16 protein-coding genes are annotated in these 15,147 nt (G+C 71.7%); 8 read left to right on the plus strand and 8 right to left on the minus strand.

What is annotated here, in order from left to right; translation table 11 throughout:
* Window positions 1-69: 69 nt before the first annotated feature.
* The 3 genes from AC4IJH_RS31505 to AC4IJH_RS31515 all read right to left on the minus strand — a co-directional run bounded on the left by AC4IJH_RS31505 (window position 70) and on the right by AC4IJH_RS31515 (window position 3,261).
* Entirely contained in the window at window positions 70-1,281 is a 1,212-nt protein-coding gene (locus AC4IJH_RS31505) for an MFS transporter (protein WP_490855338.1), read from the minus strand.
* 121 nt (window positions 1,282-1,402) lie between these two features.
* Window positions 1,403-1,990, minus strand: a complete 588-nt coding sequence (locus AC4IJH_RS31510; protein WP_490855339.1) for a TetR/AcrR family transcriptional regulator — start codon at window positions 1,988-1,990, stop codon at window positions 1,403-1,405.
* A gap of 230 nt (window positions 1,991-2,220) precedes the next feature.
* Complete coding sequence (locus tag AC4IJH_RS31515) at window positions 2,221-3,261, minus strand: hypothetical protein (protein ID WP_490855340.1); 1,041 nt, start codon at window positions 3,259-3,261, stop codon at window positions 2,221-2,223.
* Between the two features lie 806 nt (window positions 3,262-4,067).
* Between AC4IJH_RS31515 and AC4IJH_RS31520 the strand changes: the two genes are divergently transcribed.
* Window positions 4,068-4,454 carry a hypothetical protein gene (locus AC4IJH_RS31520; RefSeq protein ID WP_490855341.1) on the plus strand — a complete coding sequence of 129 codons (387 nt, stop codon included), beginning with the start codon at window positions 4,068-4,070 and terminating at the stop codon, window positions 4,452-4,454.
* A gap of 67 nt (window positions 4,455-4,521) precedes the next feature.
* Here AC4IJH_RS31520 and AC4IJH_RS31525 read toward each other — a convergent pair whose 3' ends face one another.
* The 4 genes from AC4IJH_RS31525 to AC4IJH_RS31540 all read right to left on the minus strand — a co-directional run bounded on the left by AC4IJH_RS31525 (window position 4,522) and on the right by AC4IJH_RS31540 (window position 7,890).
* Complete coding sequence (locus AC4IJH_RS31525) at window positions 4,522-4,794, minus strand: hypothetical protein (RefSeq protein WP_490855342.1); 273 nt, start codon at window positions 4,792-4,794, stop codon at window positions 4,522-4,524.
* 272 nt (window positions 4,795-5,066) lie between these two features.
* Window positions 5,067-5,615 (minus strand): hypothetical protein, encoded by a 549-nt coding sequence (locus AC4IJH_RS31530; protein ID WP_490855343.1) that lies wholly within the window; start codon window positions 5,613-5,615, stop codon window positions 5,067-5,069.
* Window positions 5,612-7,186, minus strand: coding sequence for an ATP-binding protein (locus tag AC4IJH_RS31535; protein WP_490855344.1), 1,575 nt, complete (start codon window positions 7,184-7,186; stop codon window positions 5,612-5,614). The genes AC4IJH_RS31530 and AC4IJH_RS31535 overlap by 4 nt, the downstream gene beginning before the upstream one ends.
* Window positions 7,183-7,890 (minus strand): response regulator, encoded by a 708-nt coding sequence (locus AC4IJH_RS31540; protein ID WP_490855345.1) that lies wholly within the window; start codon window positions 7,888-7,890, stop codon window positions 7,183-7,185. Before AC4IJH_RS31540 ends, AC4IJH_RS31535 begins: the two co-directional genes overlap by 4 nt.
* Window positions 7,891-8,171: 281 nt before the next feature.
* Between AC4IJH_RS31540 and AC4IJH_RS31545 the strand changes: the two genes are divergently transcribed.
* The 3 genes from AC4IJH_RS31545 to AC4IJH_RS31555 all read left to right on the plus strand — a co-directional run bounded on the left by AC4IJH_RS31545 (window position 8,172) and on the right by AC4IJH_RS31555 (window position 10,757).
* Window positions 8,172-8,999 (plus strand): polysaccharide deacetylase family protein, encoded by an 828-nt coding sequence (locus AC4IJH_RS31545; RefSeq protein ID WP_490855346.1) that lies wholly within the window; start codon window positions 8,172-8,174, stop codon window positions 8,997-8,999.
* Between the two features lie 167 nt (window positions 9,000-9,166).
* The gene (locus AC4IJH_RS31550) at window positions 9,167-9,790 is read left to right on the plus strand and encodes an NAD(P)H oxidoreductase (RefSeq protein WP_490855347.1); all 624 of its coding nucleotides are present in this window, start codon (window positions 9,167-9,169) and stop codon (window positions 9,788-9,790) included.
* Between the two features lie 487 nt (window positions 9,791-10,277).
* A complete protein-coding gene (locus AC4IJH_RS31555; protein WP_490855348.1) occupies window positions 10,278-10,757 on the plus strand; it encodes a hypothetical protein in 480 nt (159 codons plus the stop codon).
* Window positions 10,758-10,801: 44 nt separating this feature from the next.
* On the opposite strand, the gene AC4IJH_RS31560 is transcribed toward AC4IJH_RS31555, so the two are convergent.
* The gene (locus AC4IJH_RS31560) at window positions 10,802-11,683 is read right to left on the minus strand and encodes a Gfo/Idh/MocA family protein (protein WP_490855368.1); all 882 of its coding nucleotides are present in this window, start codon (window positions 11,681-11,683) and stop codon (window positions 10,802-10,804) included.
* 376 nt (window positions 11,684-12,059) lie between these two features.
* Here AC4IJH_RS31560 and AC4IJH_RS31565 point away from each other — a divergent pair, with 376 nt between their 5' ends.
* The 4 genes from AC4IJH_RS31565 (at window position 12,060) to AC4IJH_RS31580 (ending at window position 15,094) form a co-directional block, all read left to right on the plus strand.
* On the plus strand, window positions 12,060-12,989 hold the full coding sequence (locus AC4IJH_RS31565) for a trypsin-like serine peptidase (RefSeq protein WP_490855349.1): 930 nt from the start codon (window positions 12,060-12,062) through the stop codon (window positions 12,987-12,989).
* Window positions 12,990-13,083: 94 nt separating this feature from the next.
* Window positions 13,084-13,350: a carboxypeptidase-like regulatory domain-containing protein gene (locus tag AC4IJH_RS31570; protein ID WP_490855350.1), complete on the plus strand. Its 267-nt coding sequence runs from the start codon at window positions 13,084-13,086 to the stop codon at window positions 13,348-13,350.
* A gap of 200 nt (window positions 13,351-13,550) precedes the next feature.
* Window positions 13,551-14,174, plus strand: coding sequence for a rhomboid family intramembrane serine protease (locus AC4IJH_RS31575; protein ID WP_490855351.1), 624 nt, complete (start codon window positions 13,551-13,553; stop codon window positions 14,172-14,174).
* A gap of 302 nt (window positions 14,175-14,476) precedes the next feature.
* Window positions 14,477-15,094, plus strand: coding sequence for a winged helix-turn-helix domain-containing protein (locus tag AC4IJH_RS31580; protein ID WP_490855352.1), 618 nt, complete (start codon window positions 14,477-14,479; stop codon window positions 15,092-15,094).
* Window positions 15,095-15,147: the final 53 nt, after the last annotated feature.

The raw sequence follows: 15,147 nt of genomic DNA on the forward strand, positions 1-15,147 counted from the left end.
ACGATTCGGCCATTTACCCGTATCGCCGCATCGATACATTCGTACTGCAAAGAATCCGGGGCGCGTCGCTCACACCCCGGCCTTCTGTGGCGCGGGGGTGGAGGTGTCGGCCGTACGCCCGCCCCCGAACGCCCCGCGCGCCCCTACCGCCCCACGCAGGTCCGGCAGCAGCGTGAAGATGCCGAGGAACGCCATGATCACGCCGAGCACCAGCGGGGCCCGCAGGCCGTAGGTGTTGATGCCGACGCCGCCCAGCCAGGAGCCGATGACGATGCCGAAGGTGATGAAGGAGGAGTGCACGGTGTTCACCAGGGGGCGGGCGTTCGCGGTCCGCTGCACACGGGTGATCATCGCCGGGTTCATGGTGACGCCGACCAGGCCGATGCCGAGCATGAAGAGCACGGTGGGCGCGGCGAGTTCGGCGAAGAGTGCGAAGCCGGCGAGGAAGAGCACATTGAGCACGAGGCCGACGATCTGGACCGCGATGGTGTGCCGGTCCGCGAAGCGGCCCACGACGGCGTTGCCGGCCACGGTCGCGGCCCCGTAGGCGACCAGCAGCCACGGCACCGAGCCCGCGCTGAAGCCGGTGACCTGGGTGAGGATCGGGGTGAAGTAGCTGAAGGCGGAGAAGGTGGCGCCGATGATGAGGGTGGAGGTGGAGAACACCAGCCACAGCCGCGGGTTCCTGAAGGCGCGCAGCTCCTCCCGTACGGAACCGGCGCCCGCGCCCTCGCGGGCCACGGACGGCACACCGAAGATCGTCGCCAAGGCGGCCACTACGGTCAGCGCGGAGATCGCCCAGAACGCCGCGCGCCAGCCCAGCTGCCCTCCGACGAAGGTCGACAGGGGCAGCCCGAGCAGGGTGCCGAGCATCAGCCCGTTCATGGCGGCGCCGATCGCCTTGCCGCGCATCTGCGGGCCGGTGATCTCGGCGACCACCGACAGGGCGACGCCGAAGAACGCGGAGGAGGCGACGCCGGTGATGACGCGGCCCGTGACCATCGTCGCGTAGTCGGTCGACAGCGCCGCGAGCACATTGCCGCCCAGGAAGATCGCGAACAGCACCATCAGGGCCGCCTTGTGCGGGAGTTTGAGCACGGCGGTCGCCAGGAAGGGGCCGCCCACCGCCATGGCGACGGCGAAGGCGGTGATCAGATAGCCGACCTCGGGGATGGTGGCACCGAGGCCCCGCGCCATCTCCGGCATCAGGCCGGCCACCACGAATTCGCCGGTGACCATGGCGAAGATGCCTAGCGCGAGGACGTATACGGCCTTGGGCATGGGGTTCCTCCCATAACTAAACGATCGTTTCAGAATGAGGGCGCGCGAAAGCCCCTGACGGGCAAGGGAGTTGATCAATGCGGCACGGACGGCTCAATGCGGTACGAACGGCACCGGCAGGTCAGCCGCTCCAGGTGACGGCCTTCAGCGCCTGGTCGATCACCTGGGTCAGATAGGCGCGGTCGGCCGCCTTCTCCATGACCCGCAGACCCTGGGTGAAGGTGACCAGAAAGCGGGCCGCGGCCTGTACGTCCACGTCGGAGGCGATCTCGCCTTCGGCGCGGGCGCGGCGCAGCAAGAAGGAGAAGACCTCTTCCAGGTTCCCCAGCGCGCCGCCCAGACATCGCGCGGCGTCGGCGTCGCCCGGCAGGCGCTCCATCACCCCATGGGTGACCATGCAGCCGGTGCGCTCCGGGTCCGCCAGCGCGTCCTCCACGTACGACAGGAGGAAGTCGCGCAGCGCGGGGAGCGCCGGGCCGGGGGCGGCCAGGCCCTCCTGTGCCCGTTCGGCCTGGAGGGCGCAGTAGCGCCGCAGGGCCTTGAGGTACAGGTCGTGCTTGGAGCCGTAGGCGGCGTACATGCTGGAGCGGTTGATGCCCAGCGCGTCCACCAGATCCTGGACGGAGGTGGCCTCGTACCCCTGGCGACGGAAGGTCTCCATCGCCGCGTCGAGTGCGGCGTGCGGGTCGAACTCCTTGGGGCGGGCCATGCGCAGCACACTACAGCATTCCCAACCGTTCGTTTCAGAACTACTGCGCCAAGGCAGCCGTGCGCGACGGGACGCGAAGGGAGCGGGCCGGGCCCCCGCGCTTCCTGGGGGCAGAAGCGCGGGGGCCCGGCGATGCCGCACGGCACCCGTACGGAACCCGTACGGTGCGGTGCGGTGCGGTGCGGTGCGGTGTGACGCGGCGCGATCCGGTGTGCTGCCGTGCGGTACGGCTACCGGCTCAGCGCTGCGGCGCTCGGGGCCGCGGCACCGTTGGGGTACGCGTTGTCGTCGGCGAAGCGCGGAACGTCGGCGTTCTCGTTCCGGTTGCCGTTCTTCTCGTGGATCCACTTTCCGGCCAGCGCCGGGATCCAGGCCGAGAACTCGCTCTGGGTGAGATCGGCGGGGGCCTTGGCACCCAGCTTGTTGATCTCGCCGGTGGGCAGGCCCGTGGTCGGCTCCATGCGCTCGCCGGGAGTGTCCGCCATCGCCTTGTCCCAGACCTGGAGGGCGAAGGTGGTGCAGTTCCGGGCGGGCGAACCGGCCCAGCCGCCCGTCAGCAGGTAGTTCCAGGTGGGGAGCAGGGTGTACTTCTCACCCAGCTCCGTACGCCGCTGGATCTCCTTCTGGAACGCGGTCTTCTGCGCCCCGCTGAGGGTCTTGCAGCGCGCCGCGCGCGGGGAGTGCGCACCGTTCTGGTCCTGCTTGCGGCTCGGACGGTCCCATTCCACCAGGGGCTTGCCCGGCGAATTGATGTCGTAGCCCGTGTAGTTGACGGACATTCCGTCGACCGGCGATCCGTCACCGTTCTTTCCGTCCGGGTCGACCGGCTGGAAGGAGTAGGTGTCGTAATGGGCGGTGCCGCCCTGCGCGAGCTTCCGGTGGAACTTGCCGCCGGAGTTGAAGTGCACCAGCCAGCTGTGCCCGAAGACGTGCTGGCTGACGTTGAGCTCGTACAGGAGCTTGTTCATCTGGTCGGCGTAGGAGAGGCTGCCGTATTTGTCCTTGAACTCCTTGCCGCTCCACAGGTCGTAGGCGCGTTTGCCCACGTCCCAGACATAGCCACCGGTGGTCCTGTCGGTGACCTCGGTGCTGTAGATGCACAGCGTGTCGTCCAGCTGCTGCGGGCCGGACGAGCTCGGGCTGTCTGCGGTCTTGCCCGTGGCCGCGGTGGCGGGCCGGTCCGAGGTCGCCGCCTGCGCGGACCCCTGGACGACCCCGACGGACAGCACCGCCGCGGTACACGATGCGAGAACAGCCGTACGTAACTTCATGACGTGCCTTTACATCCCTTCAAACCAAGGCCAGGAAGGCCAAACCAAGATCATTACGGCGAAGGGTCCCACAGGCCATAGGCCTTTGGTCCCGCGGGGTCGGGACCTTCTTCCCTGGTGGCGTGCGCCGGTGTCGCCCTGATCTCGGGGCTACGGCGGGCAGGCCGGGCGGGGGCGTCGGCTCGCGGGGCGTATGGGCGATGGCGTACGGGCGGGGGCTGCGGACACGGGCGTACGGAGGAGGACGTACGAGGGAGGGCGTACGGACGAGAGCGTGCAGACGAAGGTGTGCAGACGAGGGCGCAGAGCCGATGGCGTACCAACGGGACGCGTGCGCGGGGAGGGCGCCGGCCGGTGGCCCCTCATTCCCTCACCCCCGTCGAGGGAGCGAGGGGCCACCGCGCCGTCTGCATGGGCTCCGCCGATGCGGCCGGGCCCATGGACGGGACGTGAACCGGGCGCCGGGCGGCGGGAGTTGCGCGGCTTCCGTCACGAACTCGATGGCGGCGAACGCGGCGGGGCCGGTTGCCGAGCCGGGCGACGCGCGGCGGGCAAGTCGCCGCTGCCGGGCCCTCGCGGTGTTCGCCGAGTCGTTCCGATGCAATTGCATCACATCGCCGTCCCCCTGGCGATGCATGCGCATCGGATCGTTACCGAGCAGGCCATAGCACAGCCCGCGGCGGCCCGGTGACTTCACCCTTCGGCCTCCCTGGAGGGGCAGGACTGCGCTGGTAGACAAGTGCGGACCGGGCGCCCGGACTGTCGGCCGGGGCCAGTACGAGGAGTTGGGACAGCGCGGTATGGGTGTGAGTCAGTGGGCAGGGAAGGCCGTCACGGGCGTGGGAGTGGCCGCTGCGGCGGTCGGTGTCGTGCTCGCCGCGGGGCCGCCCGCGTCGGCGGAGGGGAAGTGGTGCAACAACTCGGTGTGCATCGAGACGTACGACCACGGGACCTACCTGGGGCGGGTGGAGGTGTCGGTGACCAACACCAACCAGCCGAACCGGATCTCGGCGCGGGTGTGGACCACGAACGGCTGGAGCGCCAACACCAAGGTCGAGGACGTGGCGAAGTTCCGCACCTACCGCGACCAGGCCTACCCGCAGCGGCACTTCCCGGCCGGGACGCGGCTGTGCGCGGAGGGCTTCCGGGGCGGCGCTAGTGTCGGACTGCCGTGTGTGACGATCACCGAATGAGGTGATCCGCCCAGCGCGGTGTACGGCGGGGGCGCTCCGGACTGCGGGCGCCCCCGCCGACCCCCGCTCAGCGGTGGTAGCGGATGAGTGAGCGCACCATGCGGCAGGTGATGTCGGAGGGCGGATGCACCCCGATCCGGGCCGCGGTGGTGCGTATCTTCTTGTTGCTGGCCTGCTTCTGCCCGTAGACGCCCGTGTCGAGCAGGGCGATGGCCAGACGCATGGCCTTCAGCCGGCGGTTGTGCGACTCATAGCGCTCGCGCGGCCAGCCCGCGGGCAGCGGCTTCTTGGGGAGAGGGTGGGCCGGAAGGGGTTTCGTCGGGAGTACGGCTTGGGCCATCGGCGACCTCCTGGAGCAGTGTCGGACCCTCACTGGAACTGCTTCCAGTTTAGTGGCGGCCACTGACAATCCCCCCTGGCCAAGGGCGGTTTCACCGCCGTGAACAGGGGGGATTCGGGAGCGGCCCGGGGCCTGCGCGCCGCCTCGGGCGAACGGGCGTCAGGCAGCCGCGCGGCGCCGCCGTACGGGCCCCGGGACGGCGCAGGTGACGACGCGGACGACGTACCACTGACCGTCGTGTGACGGCCTGTGCAGGGCCGGACGGCGGTGGGTCAGCCGGAGGTGGTGGCCGGGTAGGCGTCGCCGGTGGGGGCGCAGCGGAGGGTGAAGGGGGTGTTGCCGGCGTTGGGTTCGTAGAGGCGGATGTCGATGTCGGTGTAGGGGCGGGCGGTGCCGGGGAGGGCGGCGTTGGCGGCGGTGCAGGTGAGTTGGCTGACGGCGGCGATGGGCAGGAGGCGGACTTCCAGGGGGAGGCGGATGTCCACTCCTCCGGCGCGGGCGGAGGCCTGCAGGCGGCCGTGCATGGGTGGGACCTGGGTGACCAGGCCGCGGGTTCGTTCTGCCGGGGTGGGGCCCTCCAGGAGGAGGTCGAGGGCCTGTTGGGGGCCGACCGGGCCGTCTGCCGGGCGGGAGACGCCGCGCATGCCGACCGGGGAGAGGAAGTACAGGCGGGCGGTGTAGGACTGGGTGCCGGGCTCGCGGATGCCCGCGGCCGGGGCGCCGGCCCGTTCGTACCCGGTGGTGGACAGGCCGCAGCCGGTGAGGGCCACGGCGATCGCCACAGTCGCGGACAGCAGGGTGGCGCGGGCCGGGCGTCTCATGGGTGGTCCCGTGGGGTCGTCGGTGCGGGCGGGTCCGGCGCGGCGGCCGGGTCCAGCGGCAGGTCCACGGTGAACACCGCGCCCCCGGAAGGGGAGTTGGCGGCGGTCAGGGTGCCGTGGTGCAGCCGTACGTTCTCCATCGCGATGGCCAGGCCCAGGCCGCTGCCCTCGGAGCGGGCCCGGGCGGCGTCCGCCTTGTAGAAGCGGTCGAAGACGTGCGGGAGGGCGGCCGGGTCGATGCCGGGGCCGTTGTCGGCGACCTCGATGCGCAGCCGGGAGCCGGTGGCCCGCGCCCGCAGGCGTACGGGGGCGCCGCCGTGGCTCAGGGCGTTGCCGATGAGGTTGGCGAGGGCGACGTCGATGCGGCGGGGGTCGAAGCGGGCCCGTACGCCCTGCGGCAGATCGGCCTCCACCTGGTCCTGCCAGGCCCGCAGCTGGAGGGTCTTGCGCAGCGCGACGGCGATGTCGACCTCGTCCAGATGGAGGGCTGCGGCGCCCGCGTCGAAGCGGGAGACCTCCATCAAGTCCTCGACCATACGGGCGAGTTTGGTGGTCTCGTCGCTGATGAGGTGGACCGCGTCGGCGGTATCGGGGTCGAGCCCGGCGGCGTCCTCGTCCAGGACCTCGGTGACGGCCGTCATGGCGGCGAGCGGGGTGCGCAGCTCGTGCGAGACATCGGCGGCGAAGCGGCGGGCGCCCGCCTCCAGGCGGCGCAGCTCGGCGTCGTCCTTCTCCAAGGTGGCGGCCATCTCGTTGAAGGTGCGGGTGAGGTCGGCGAGTTCGTCCTTGCCGGTGACGCTCAGGCGGGTGCTCAGTTCGCCGGAGGTGATGCGCTCGGCGGCCTGCCGCAGGCGCCGTACGGGCCGCAGCACCCGGCGGGCCGCGAACAGCGCGGGCACGATCGCCAGGGCCAGCGCCGGGAGGGCTCCGGCCTGGGCCGCGGTGACCAGCGCGGCGATGTCGTTCTGCTCGTCGCGCAGCGAGAACTCGGTATAGACGACCAGGCCGGAGGGCTTGTCGTGGGAGTTGGCGCTGTCGGCGAAGTCGACCGGCATGCCGATCACCAGCCAGGGGTCGCCGCCGCGCACCACCCGCTGCTGGATGGGCGCGTGCTGCTCGCGTACGGCCCTGCGCAGCCCGTCGGAGACCGCGCTGGCCGCGCCCGGCGGCACCTGGGGGACGAGGGGTTCGTCCTTGTACTGCACCGAGGTGCGCCAGTCCCGCGAGCCGCCGCCCCGGTCGAGCTGGATGACGAAGTTCCGCAGGTCCTGGGTGGTGGGCGGGTAGAGCAGGTCGGGGGCGAGGGATTCGATCTGGGCGCGCAGGTCGCGGACGGCGGAGTTGGTGGTGCGGTCGAGAATCGCGCTGCGGGCCTGGCGGAAGGTGAGGGTGGCGGTGATCAGCGCGCTGAGGGCCGCGACGACGAGGAAGGCGACGATCAGTCGGGTGCGCAGGCCGCGGACATGGGCGAGGGCGGCGCGGAAGCGGCGGGGGCGGGAGGGGGCGGGCGGTTTCTCCCGGCCGCCCGGGGGCGCACCCGCCGGGCCCGTCGGTGGTTCTTCGCGCGTCACAGCGGACCGAAGCGGTAGCCGAAGCCGCGTACCGTCTGGACGTAGCGCGGGGTGCGCGGATCGTCCTCGATCTTGCCGCGCAGGCGCATCACACAGGCGTCCACCAGGCGCGCGTCACCGTAGAAGCTGTGCTCCCAGACCTGTTCGAGGAGCTGCTGGCGGCTGAAGACCTGGCCGGGGGAATCGGTCAGGAACAGCAGCAGCTTCAGTTCGGAGGGGGCCAGTACGAGTTCGCTGCCGTCCTTGGCCACCATCAGGCCGGAGCGGTCGACGGTCAGCGCGCCGTAGGTCTGGGTGCCGCCCGTCTCCGGGGCGTCGGCCGATGGGCCGCTCGGCTGCTGCGGTACGACGCGGCGCAGCACCGCCCGCATCCGCGCCTCCAGCACCTCGCCGCTGGCCGGCTTGACGACGTAGTCGTCGGCGCCCGCCTCCAGGCCCACGACCATGTCGATGTCGTCGCCGCGCGCGGAGAGGATGATGATCGGGATCTGCTGGGTCTCGCGGATGCGGCGGCACACCTCCAGTCCGCTCATGCCGGGCAGCATCAGATCCAGCAGCACCAGCTCGGGCCGGAACCGCTCCAGGGCGAGCAGGCCGCTCTCGCCGCTGCCCGCCACCTCGACCTCGTGCCCTCGGCGGCGCAGTGCGAGCGTGACGCCTTTCTGCACGGCGAGATCGTCCTCGATCAGCAGTACGCGTGTCATGGGTGCGGTTTTCTCCGAGGGCTTCGTGAATGCTTCGGGAGGATTTCCGTACGGTCGGTATTCCGTGCGGAAGGGGCCCGTACGGAAGGTGTTCCTGAGCGTACGGGCGGTGGCGCGCTTGACGATGATGCGCGGCCCGGATGACGCCGTGTTTCCCGTTGTGTGATGGATCGATGACGGCTCTCGGAAACGGCCCTCGGGCGTGTTTGTGTCGATGGGGAAAGCGCTGCGGCCGCGGGCCGTGGACACCAGCACGGACACGAACGGAACGGGTGGCGGCCATGCAGACGACGGGGAATCGGACCAAGCGAATAACGTCCATCGCGGCGGTGGCGGCGGCCACCACTTTGCTGACGGGGGCGGCCGTGCTGGCCACCAGCGGCGGCTCAAGCGACCCGGGTCTCCAGGAGAGCTCCGCGGCGGGCGGGACGGCTCGGGGAAGCGCGGCCGCCGACCCCTCGCTGCCCGCGCCGAAGGTGGACATGGCCATCGTCAGGGAGGCCGAGGACGGCGGGAAAGGCGAGGGAAAGGGCGGCGGCAAGGCGGTGAATCTGACGCTGGACGACGGGCCCGATCCGACCTGGACGCCCAAGGCCCTGGAATTGCTGAAGAAGTACGGTGCCAAGGCGACGTTCTGCATGACGGGCCCGAACGCCAAGGCGCATCCGGATCTGGTGAAGCAGGTCGTCGCCGCCGGGCACCGGCTGTGCGATCACTCGGTGAGCCATGACACCGCGATGGACAAGAAGTCCGTGGATTACCAGAAGAAGGAAATCCTGGACGCGAAGCGGCTGATCGATGCGGCGTCCGGCGGCGAGAAGATCTGGTACTACCGTGCGCCGGGCGGTGCTTTCACTCCGCAGAGCCGGCAGATCGCCGCCTCGGAGGGAATGCGGAATCTCGGCTGGAACGTCGATCCCGGCGACTTCAACCGGCCCGGTACGGACACCATTGTCCGCGCCGTCAAGAACCAGCTGAAGAACGGCCCGACCGTCCTGATGCACGACGGCGGCGGCAATCGCGCACAGACGATGCAGGCACTGGAGCAGTTGCTGCCCTGGCTGAAGGAAGAGGGCTACCGGTTCGGCTTCCCCAAGGCCACGTCCTGAGGGACCGGCACGCCGGCGGCACGCCGCGGGCCGAGGCGTCGGTGTCCGAGGGCATAGATCGCGCGCCGGAGGTGTTCTGGGGCATGTCGCGCGGGGCCGGCACGGCAGGACACTCGCCCGTCTCGCCGACCGCCGCCCCTTGCCCGTACAGAAACCGGAGGCCACCCATGCGCGCCCTGCTCGTCCTCGCCCACCCGCGAGGAGACTCCCTCACCGCACAGACCGCCGACCGGGCGCGCGGGCGACTGGAGGCCGAGGGGTACGAGGTCGATCTGCTCGACCTGTACGCGGAGGACTTCGACCCGCGGCTGGGCCCGGCGGACGAGCCCTCCTGGGGCGACCGCGACAAGGAGTACTCCCCCGAGGTGCGCGCGCACATGCGCCGGATCGACGCCGCCGACACCCTCGTCGTGGTGTTCCCGGTGTGGTGGTACGGGCCCCCGGCCATCCTCAAGGGCTGGATCGACCGGGTCTGGAACTACGGCTTCGCCTACGGGCGCAGCAAGCCCCGCCTGGCGGGCAAGCGGATGCTGTGGCTGGCGCTGGCGGGCGAGTCCCGGGAGGGCTTCGCGGGGCGCGACCTGGAGGGCGTCGTCGACCGCCAGCTGCTGCTCGGGGTCTCCCGCTACTGCGGCATCGAGGACTCCGCCTTCCATCTCGCGCACGAGTCGATCGGGGACGGCGCGGGCGCGCTCGCATCCACTGAGGAGGCGCTGGCCGGATTCCTGGCCGGGCGGGCGGCGGGGGCCGCGGGGGCCGTCCCCGGTCTCAGTCCTGTTCCTGGGGTTTGATGCGCCGTTCCGGGTGCGTGGTGGCTTGGTCCGGGGCTTGATGCCCTGGTCCGGGGCTTGATGCCCTGGTCCGGGGGCTTGACGCTCTCGATGATGCGGGCGACGCCGGCCGCGCCGTGCCCCTGGTCTATCTGACGCTGCATCAGGGAGCGGGTGGGGAGGACGACGTCGGCGGCGATGGCCGCCGGCCTTGCCGGGGGTGCGGTTCCAGACGGCGATCGGGTGGCAGACGGCGGACAGCCCGGGCGAATTGGGCCCGAGCGGGAAATGCGGCGCGCCTGATGCACCGTTGCCGCCCGCCCACTCCCCCGCAATTGCCTACTTACAGGTCAGTTACTTACCTGGACGTTAATGAGCAGGTGGGATGAGGCGCGGCAGCGCGTTGTCATTCTTTCGGCCAGTTCTTCTCGTCCGTTCCGGCGAGGGTCCGGGCAGAAATGCGGCTTAGCGTGGAGTGCTCCATTTCCGTTTTCTCGGGGGAGCACCCATGAAGTCCCATGTCCTGTTCGGCGGCGTGTACGGGACGGTGCTGGCCAGCGCCCTGCTGGCCGCGCTGCAGAGCGAGGACGCGCCGTTCACGCCCTTCCGCGACGCCCTGTGGGTGCTGGTCACCGCGGCGACGGCCGCCCTCGCGCACGGCTACGCGCATCACATGGCCACCCACCGCGGCGACGAGCCCTCCGCCGGTCACCGCTGGAGCGCGCTGGCCCGCAGCCTGGCCGATGAATGGCCGATGGTCGCGGGCTGCGCGCCCACGGTGGCGCTGCTGCTGACCGCCGGGTTGGCCGACTGGCCAGGGGGCCCGACCGCGGTGGGCGGGCTGCTGCTGAACGCCACGCTGCTCTTCGCCTGGGGCAACCTGGCCGCGCTGCGGTCCGGCTACCGGCGGCGCGGGGCCGCCCTCATCGGGGCGGCCGACTCGGCGCTGGGGCTGGTGATCGCGGCGGCCAACGCGGTCATCAAGTGACAAGTGAGCTGTCACAGCAGCGGGTTCCGCCCGGTAATACGCGATTACGCGCCGAAGGACTCCTCGGCCGCGGCCAGGATCTCGCTGACGCGCACGCCGAAGCCGATGTCGCAGGGGTGCGGCAGCCCCGTACGCGCCGATGCGAGCAGGGCGTCGACGGCGCGGTGATAGGCGGGCGCAGGGCCGTCCTGGCGGCGGGGCAGCGTGGCGACGCCCGCGGTGCCGCGCAGGGTGACCGCCACGCCCGCCGCGGCCCGCGGCGCGGTCAGGCTCAGCGCCGCGGTGCTGGCCGCGCCACTGTCGTGCCGCAGCGCGAGCAGCACCGTGTCGGCGGGGCCGCGGGTCGCCCGTACCTGTGTCACATCGCCCAGTACGGGCAGCAGGACGGAGAGCGCGTGCGGGCCCACGTCCCACAGGGCGCCCTTGTCCCGGCGCCAGGGCGAGGCCGCGTACGGGCTGTCGCTGCCGGCGGCGAACACCGAGCCGAGCCAGTCGGCGTGCGCGGTGAACCAGCCGCCCGCCGCGACCTGTTCGGTGATCCACGCCCCCTCCTCGGCGCCGAACCGGGCGGTGAAGAAGACCACCGAGGCGACGCCCGCCCGGCCCGCCGCCCGGGCCGCGGCGCGCGCCTGGGCCACGTCGGTGGAGACCGGCTTGTCCAGCAGGAGGTGGCACCCGGCCTCGGCGGCCCGTACCGCCCACTCGGCCTGGACGGAGGGCGGCAGCGCCACGGCGATCGCCTCGCAGTCGGCGAAGAGGCTCTCCGGGGTGTCGTACGGGCGGGTGTCATGGGCCTTGGCCAGGGCCTGTGCCGCCTCGGGCCTGCGCCCCCAGACGCCGGTGAAACGGACGCCGGGGTGGGCGGCGAGCGCGGGGGCGTGCACGCGCTGCGCCCAGGGGCCGGTGCCCAGGAGTCCGATGCGCAGGGGCGGGGCGGCGGCCGGGTCGGGTGCGGGCGGGGCGGGCGGCGAGGTCGTCATGGACTCCAGTGTCCCCGGCGCCCCTGGGGCATGTCGCCCACGGAGTCAGGGCGTGCCGTCGGACTCCCCTCTGCCCCTTGGCGCCGCTTCTCGCGCGGGGCGCACGGCCGCGTAGGTGGTGCTCACACCCGCTTCTGCGGGTGCCCTCGTGCCGTTGCCGGGGCGGCGCAGGACATCTGGCGTACGCAAGGACCAACAGCACGAATTCATCGCAATGTTCGTTGTCGGCCCCCTGGGACCGCAGTACAAGAGGAGGACTCCAGCGCGCGGAGCGTTCCCGAGCACAGCCGACCGCGAGCACCGAGAGGCCTGGTGAACATCGATGCCGATCGAGTTCCACACCCCCGTCTCCAACGAGCCGGAGGAGCAGCACGCCGTAGTCACCGCCGATGACCTGGTGGTCCAGGCGCCGTCCGAAGGGCTGGCGGGAGAGGCGGGCCGGGGCAGCGCCGAAGGGCTGGAGAACGTGCCCGGCTACAGCCGCCCCGAAGGCACGCCCGAGCAGCTGTGGCAGCCGCCGACCGCCTCGCTCCCCGACATCGGCGAGGCCTCCTACGGGCCTCCGGCGCCCGCCGCCGAGACCGTGCACGGCCCGGACGACCGGGTCCAGATCCAGGACACCTCCGTGTACCCGTGGCGGGTGCACTGCTCGCTGCTGATCACCGCGGCGGACAACTCCCGCTGGATCGGGACGGGTTGGTTCATCGGCCCGCACACCCTGGCCACGGCCGGGCACGTCGTCTACATCAAGAACAGCGGCGTCCCGGGGCGGGACGGCTGGGTCAAGAGCATCAACGTCATGCCGGGCCGCAACGGCGACGCGCTCCCCTACGGGGTCGTCACCAGCACCAGCTTCCGCTCGGTCAACGGCTGGATCAACAACGGCGACGAGAACTACGACTACGGGGCGATCATCCTGCCCACCGATCTGGGCGCCACCACGGGCTGGTTCGGGTTCGGGGTGTGGCCGGACGCCGATCTGCTCAAGACCGTCGCCAACATCTCCGGCTATCCGGGCGACAAACCGGCCGGGACGCAGTGGTACGACGCCCGCGGCATCGCCTCCGTGGGCCCGCGCAAGGTCTTCTACGACATCGACACGGCGGGCGGGCAGAGCGGCAGCTCCGTCTACCGCTTCCACAACGGAGGGCGCTACGGCATCGCCATCCACGCCTACGGCGGCGCGGTGACCAACTCCGGAACGCGGATCACCACTCCCGTCTACAACAACTACGTGGCGTGGAAGGCCTGATCCGGGCGGCGCGTCCTTCGGAACGTGGGGCGGGGCTCGGCCGGCCGCGGCGGCGCGGCCGGTTGAACCGGGCCCGGCGGGTAGACGTGAGCGTATGACTGCGGTGATTTCCGGAGTGGTGGTGGGCGCGGCCGGGGAGGCGGTGCCGGACGCGCGGGTCTTCCTCACCGAGGGCCCCGCGCCCTTCCCCGACGTGGCCGTGCTCACCGACGACGAGGGCCGCTTCACCCTCTCCGCCGGCACCGACGGGCTCTACACCGTCGCCTGCCGCGCGGAGTGGGCCGGCGACTCCCGGTCGGCGGAGGCGACGGTGGAGGTGCAGAACGGGCGGGCGACGCTGCTGGAGATCCGGCTGGGCTGAGACCGCCGCGTGCTGCCGTCTTCCGGCCGATCGGGTGCGGCGCCGTTGCGCCTGCGGCGGGCTGTGCCGCTGCGCGGGGCGGTCGGGGTGCGGCGAGGTTCGTTGTGGCTCGGGTGTGTTGCCGAAGCCCCTGGTAAGGGGCGCGGGGAGCTGTGCGGTCGGCCCCCGCCGGGCTGCGGGTTGTGGGGGATGATGGAACGGTGAACTCCCCTTCTGTGGAAGTACCGTGGGCTGCTGCGGCCTATGTGGGTGTGGTGCAGGGTGGTGCGTATGTCACCGGGCGGATGTCCGAGCGGCGGCGCGAGGCGCTGCTGCGGGGGCAGTCGACGAATGTGGAGAATCTGCGGGCGGGGCGCTGGCACACCCTGGTGACCAGCGCGCTGCTGGTGACGCGGCCGGTGCCGCTGCCATATGGGGCCGCGCTGCTGGGGGCGCTCGGTACGGCCGAGGTGCTCTGGGGGCCGCGGCGGGCGGCCGCGGTGTTCGCCGCGGGGCACATCGGCGCGAGTCTGCTCGTGTACGGAGGGCTGCGTGCGGCCGCCGCCCGCCGCACGCCTCTCGCCCCGGAGACCGAGCGGGCCGTGGACGTCGGCGCCAGCTACGGGTTCAACGCGGTGCTCGGCGCGCTCGCCGTGTCCGTACCGCATCGCAGAGCGCGCACGGCGGCCACGGCAGGGCTGCTGGCGCTGGGGGTACGGCCCCTGCTGCGCAAGGAGCGGACCTTCACCGACGCGGGGCATCTGGCGGCGATCGGGGTGGGGGTCGCGACGGGGCTGCTGCGCCCCGGACGCAAGCACGGGAAGGGGGACATGAGGCGCAAATAGGGCACGGGGAGCGGGGATTGATTCACGTCATACCGCAGACCGTGTGAAGGACAGATCACAGCTCGTCTGGTTCAATGGGGGCATGGCCAGCCTTACAGACACCGCGACAGGTCGCAGCGACCTCGAGCCTTTCTGGCCGTCCCGGCAGGCGCACCACTTCGATCGTCTGTGTTGCCGCGCGCACTGAGCGCGGGCCCGCACACTCCTTGCCGACGCTGATGTCCCACGATTCTTAGCGTCCACAGCCCTGCCCGCGCGCACGACGTCCACGACGCCCTCCTGCGCGAAAGAGCTGACCGATCATGACGAACGTCCGTACCCTTCCTGCCACTTCCACGACGGCCTCCATTCCCGCACTGCCCCGCCAGCGACTCCGAGCCGTGGCACCCGACGAGGTGCCGCCGGTCGCCGACCTGCTGAGCTCGGGCGCCACCTGGCTGCCCGCACCGCAGCACACCGTGCCCGTACTGCCGGGTCAGCCGCCGATGGTCGGCTATCTGGTGCTCGTACCGGCCGACCGGACCGCCACGGTGACGGCGCCCGCCCCGCCGCACAGCCCCGCGCCGCAGCCCACCCCCTCGCCGCATCCGCCGGCCGCACCGGCGGCGGGCGCGGCCCCGCTGACCACCGGCGACACGGTCGTACGGATCGATCCGGAGCAGCGGACGGTGCACGTCCAGGGGCGGGCCCTGGACCTGACCTACCTGGAGTTCGAGCTGCTGACCCATCTGGTCGCGCACCCGCACCGGGTGCACACCCGCGACCAGCTCGTGACGACGGTCTGGGGGTACGGGCACGTCGGCGACGGCCGCACGGTCGATGTCCATATCGCCCGGCTGCGCCGCAAGTTGGGCGCCGAGCACCGCGCGTCGATCGTGACGGTGCGCCGGGTCGGCTACAAGTACGTGCCCAGCAGCTGAGCCCTTCGGGGGCGGTGGCCGGCATCACCCTCAAGGGGGTGGTGCGGGCCACC

This window comes from Streptomyces sp. UF-297, assembly GCF_058245575.1.

Excerpts from the sequence above, each read along its gene's own strand:
- AC4IJH_RS31540 (WP_490855345.1), bottom strand. The coding sequence starts at position 7,890 with ATGACACGCGTACTGCTGATCGAGGACGATCTCGCCGTGCAGAAAGGC.
- AC4IJH_RS31565 (WP_490855349.1), top strand. The coding sequence starts at position 12,060 with ATGCCGATCGAGTTCCACACCCCCGTCTCCAACGAGCCGGAGGAGCAG.
- AC4IJH_RS31530 (WP_490855343.1), bottom strand. The coding sequence starts at position 5,615 with ATGAGACGCCCGGCCCGCGCCACCCTGCTGTCCGCGACTGTGGCGATC.
- AC4IJH_RS31510 (WP_490855339.1), bottom strand. The coding sequence starts at position 1,990 with ATGGCCCGCCCCAAGGAGTTCGACCCGCACGCCGCACTCGACGCGGCG.
- AC4IJH_RS31505 (WP_490855338.1), bottom strand. The coding sequence starts at position 1,281 with ATGCCCAAGGCCGTATACGTCCTCGCGCTAGGCATCTTCGCCATGGTC.
- AC4IJH_RS31515 (WP_490855340.1), bottom strand. The coding sequence starts at position 3,261 with ATGAAGTTACGTACGGCTGTTCTCGCATCGTGTACCGCGGCGGTGCTG.
- AC4IJH_RS31570 (WP_490855350.1), top strand. The coding sequence starts at position 13,084 with ATGACTGCGGTGATTTCCGGAGTGGTGGTGGGCGCGGCCGGGGAGGCG.
- AC4IJH_RS31555 (WP_490855348.1), top strand. The coding sequence starts at position 10,278 with ATGAAGTCCCATGTCCTGTTCGGCGGCGTGTACGGGACGGTGCTGGCC.
- AC4IJH_RS31525 (WP_490855342.1), bottom strand. The coding sequence starts at position 4,794 with ATGGCCCAAGCCGTACTCCCGACGAAACCCCTTCCGGCCCACCCTCTC.
- AC4IJH_RS31580 (WP_490855352.1), top strand. The coding sequence starts at position 14,477 with ATGACGAACGTCCGTACCCTTCCTGCCACTTCCACGACGGCCTCCATT.
- AC4IJH_RS31545 (WP_490855346.1), top strand. The coding sequence starts at position 8,172 with ATGCAGACGACGGGGAATCGGACCAAGCGAATAACGTCCATCGCGGCG.
- AC4IJH_RS31550 (WP_490855347.1), top strand. The coding sequence starts at position 9,167 with ATGCGCGCCCTGCTCGTCCTCGCCCACCCGCGAGGAGACTCCCTCACC.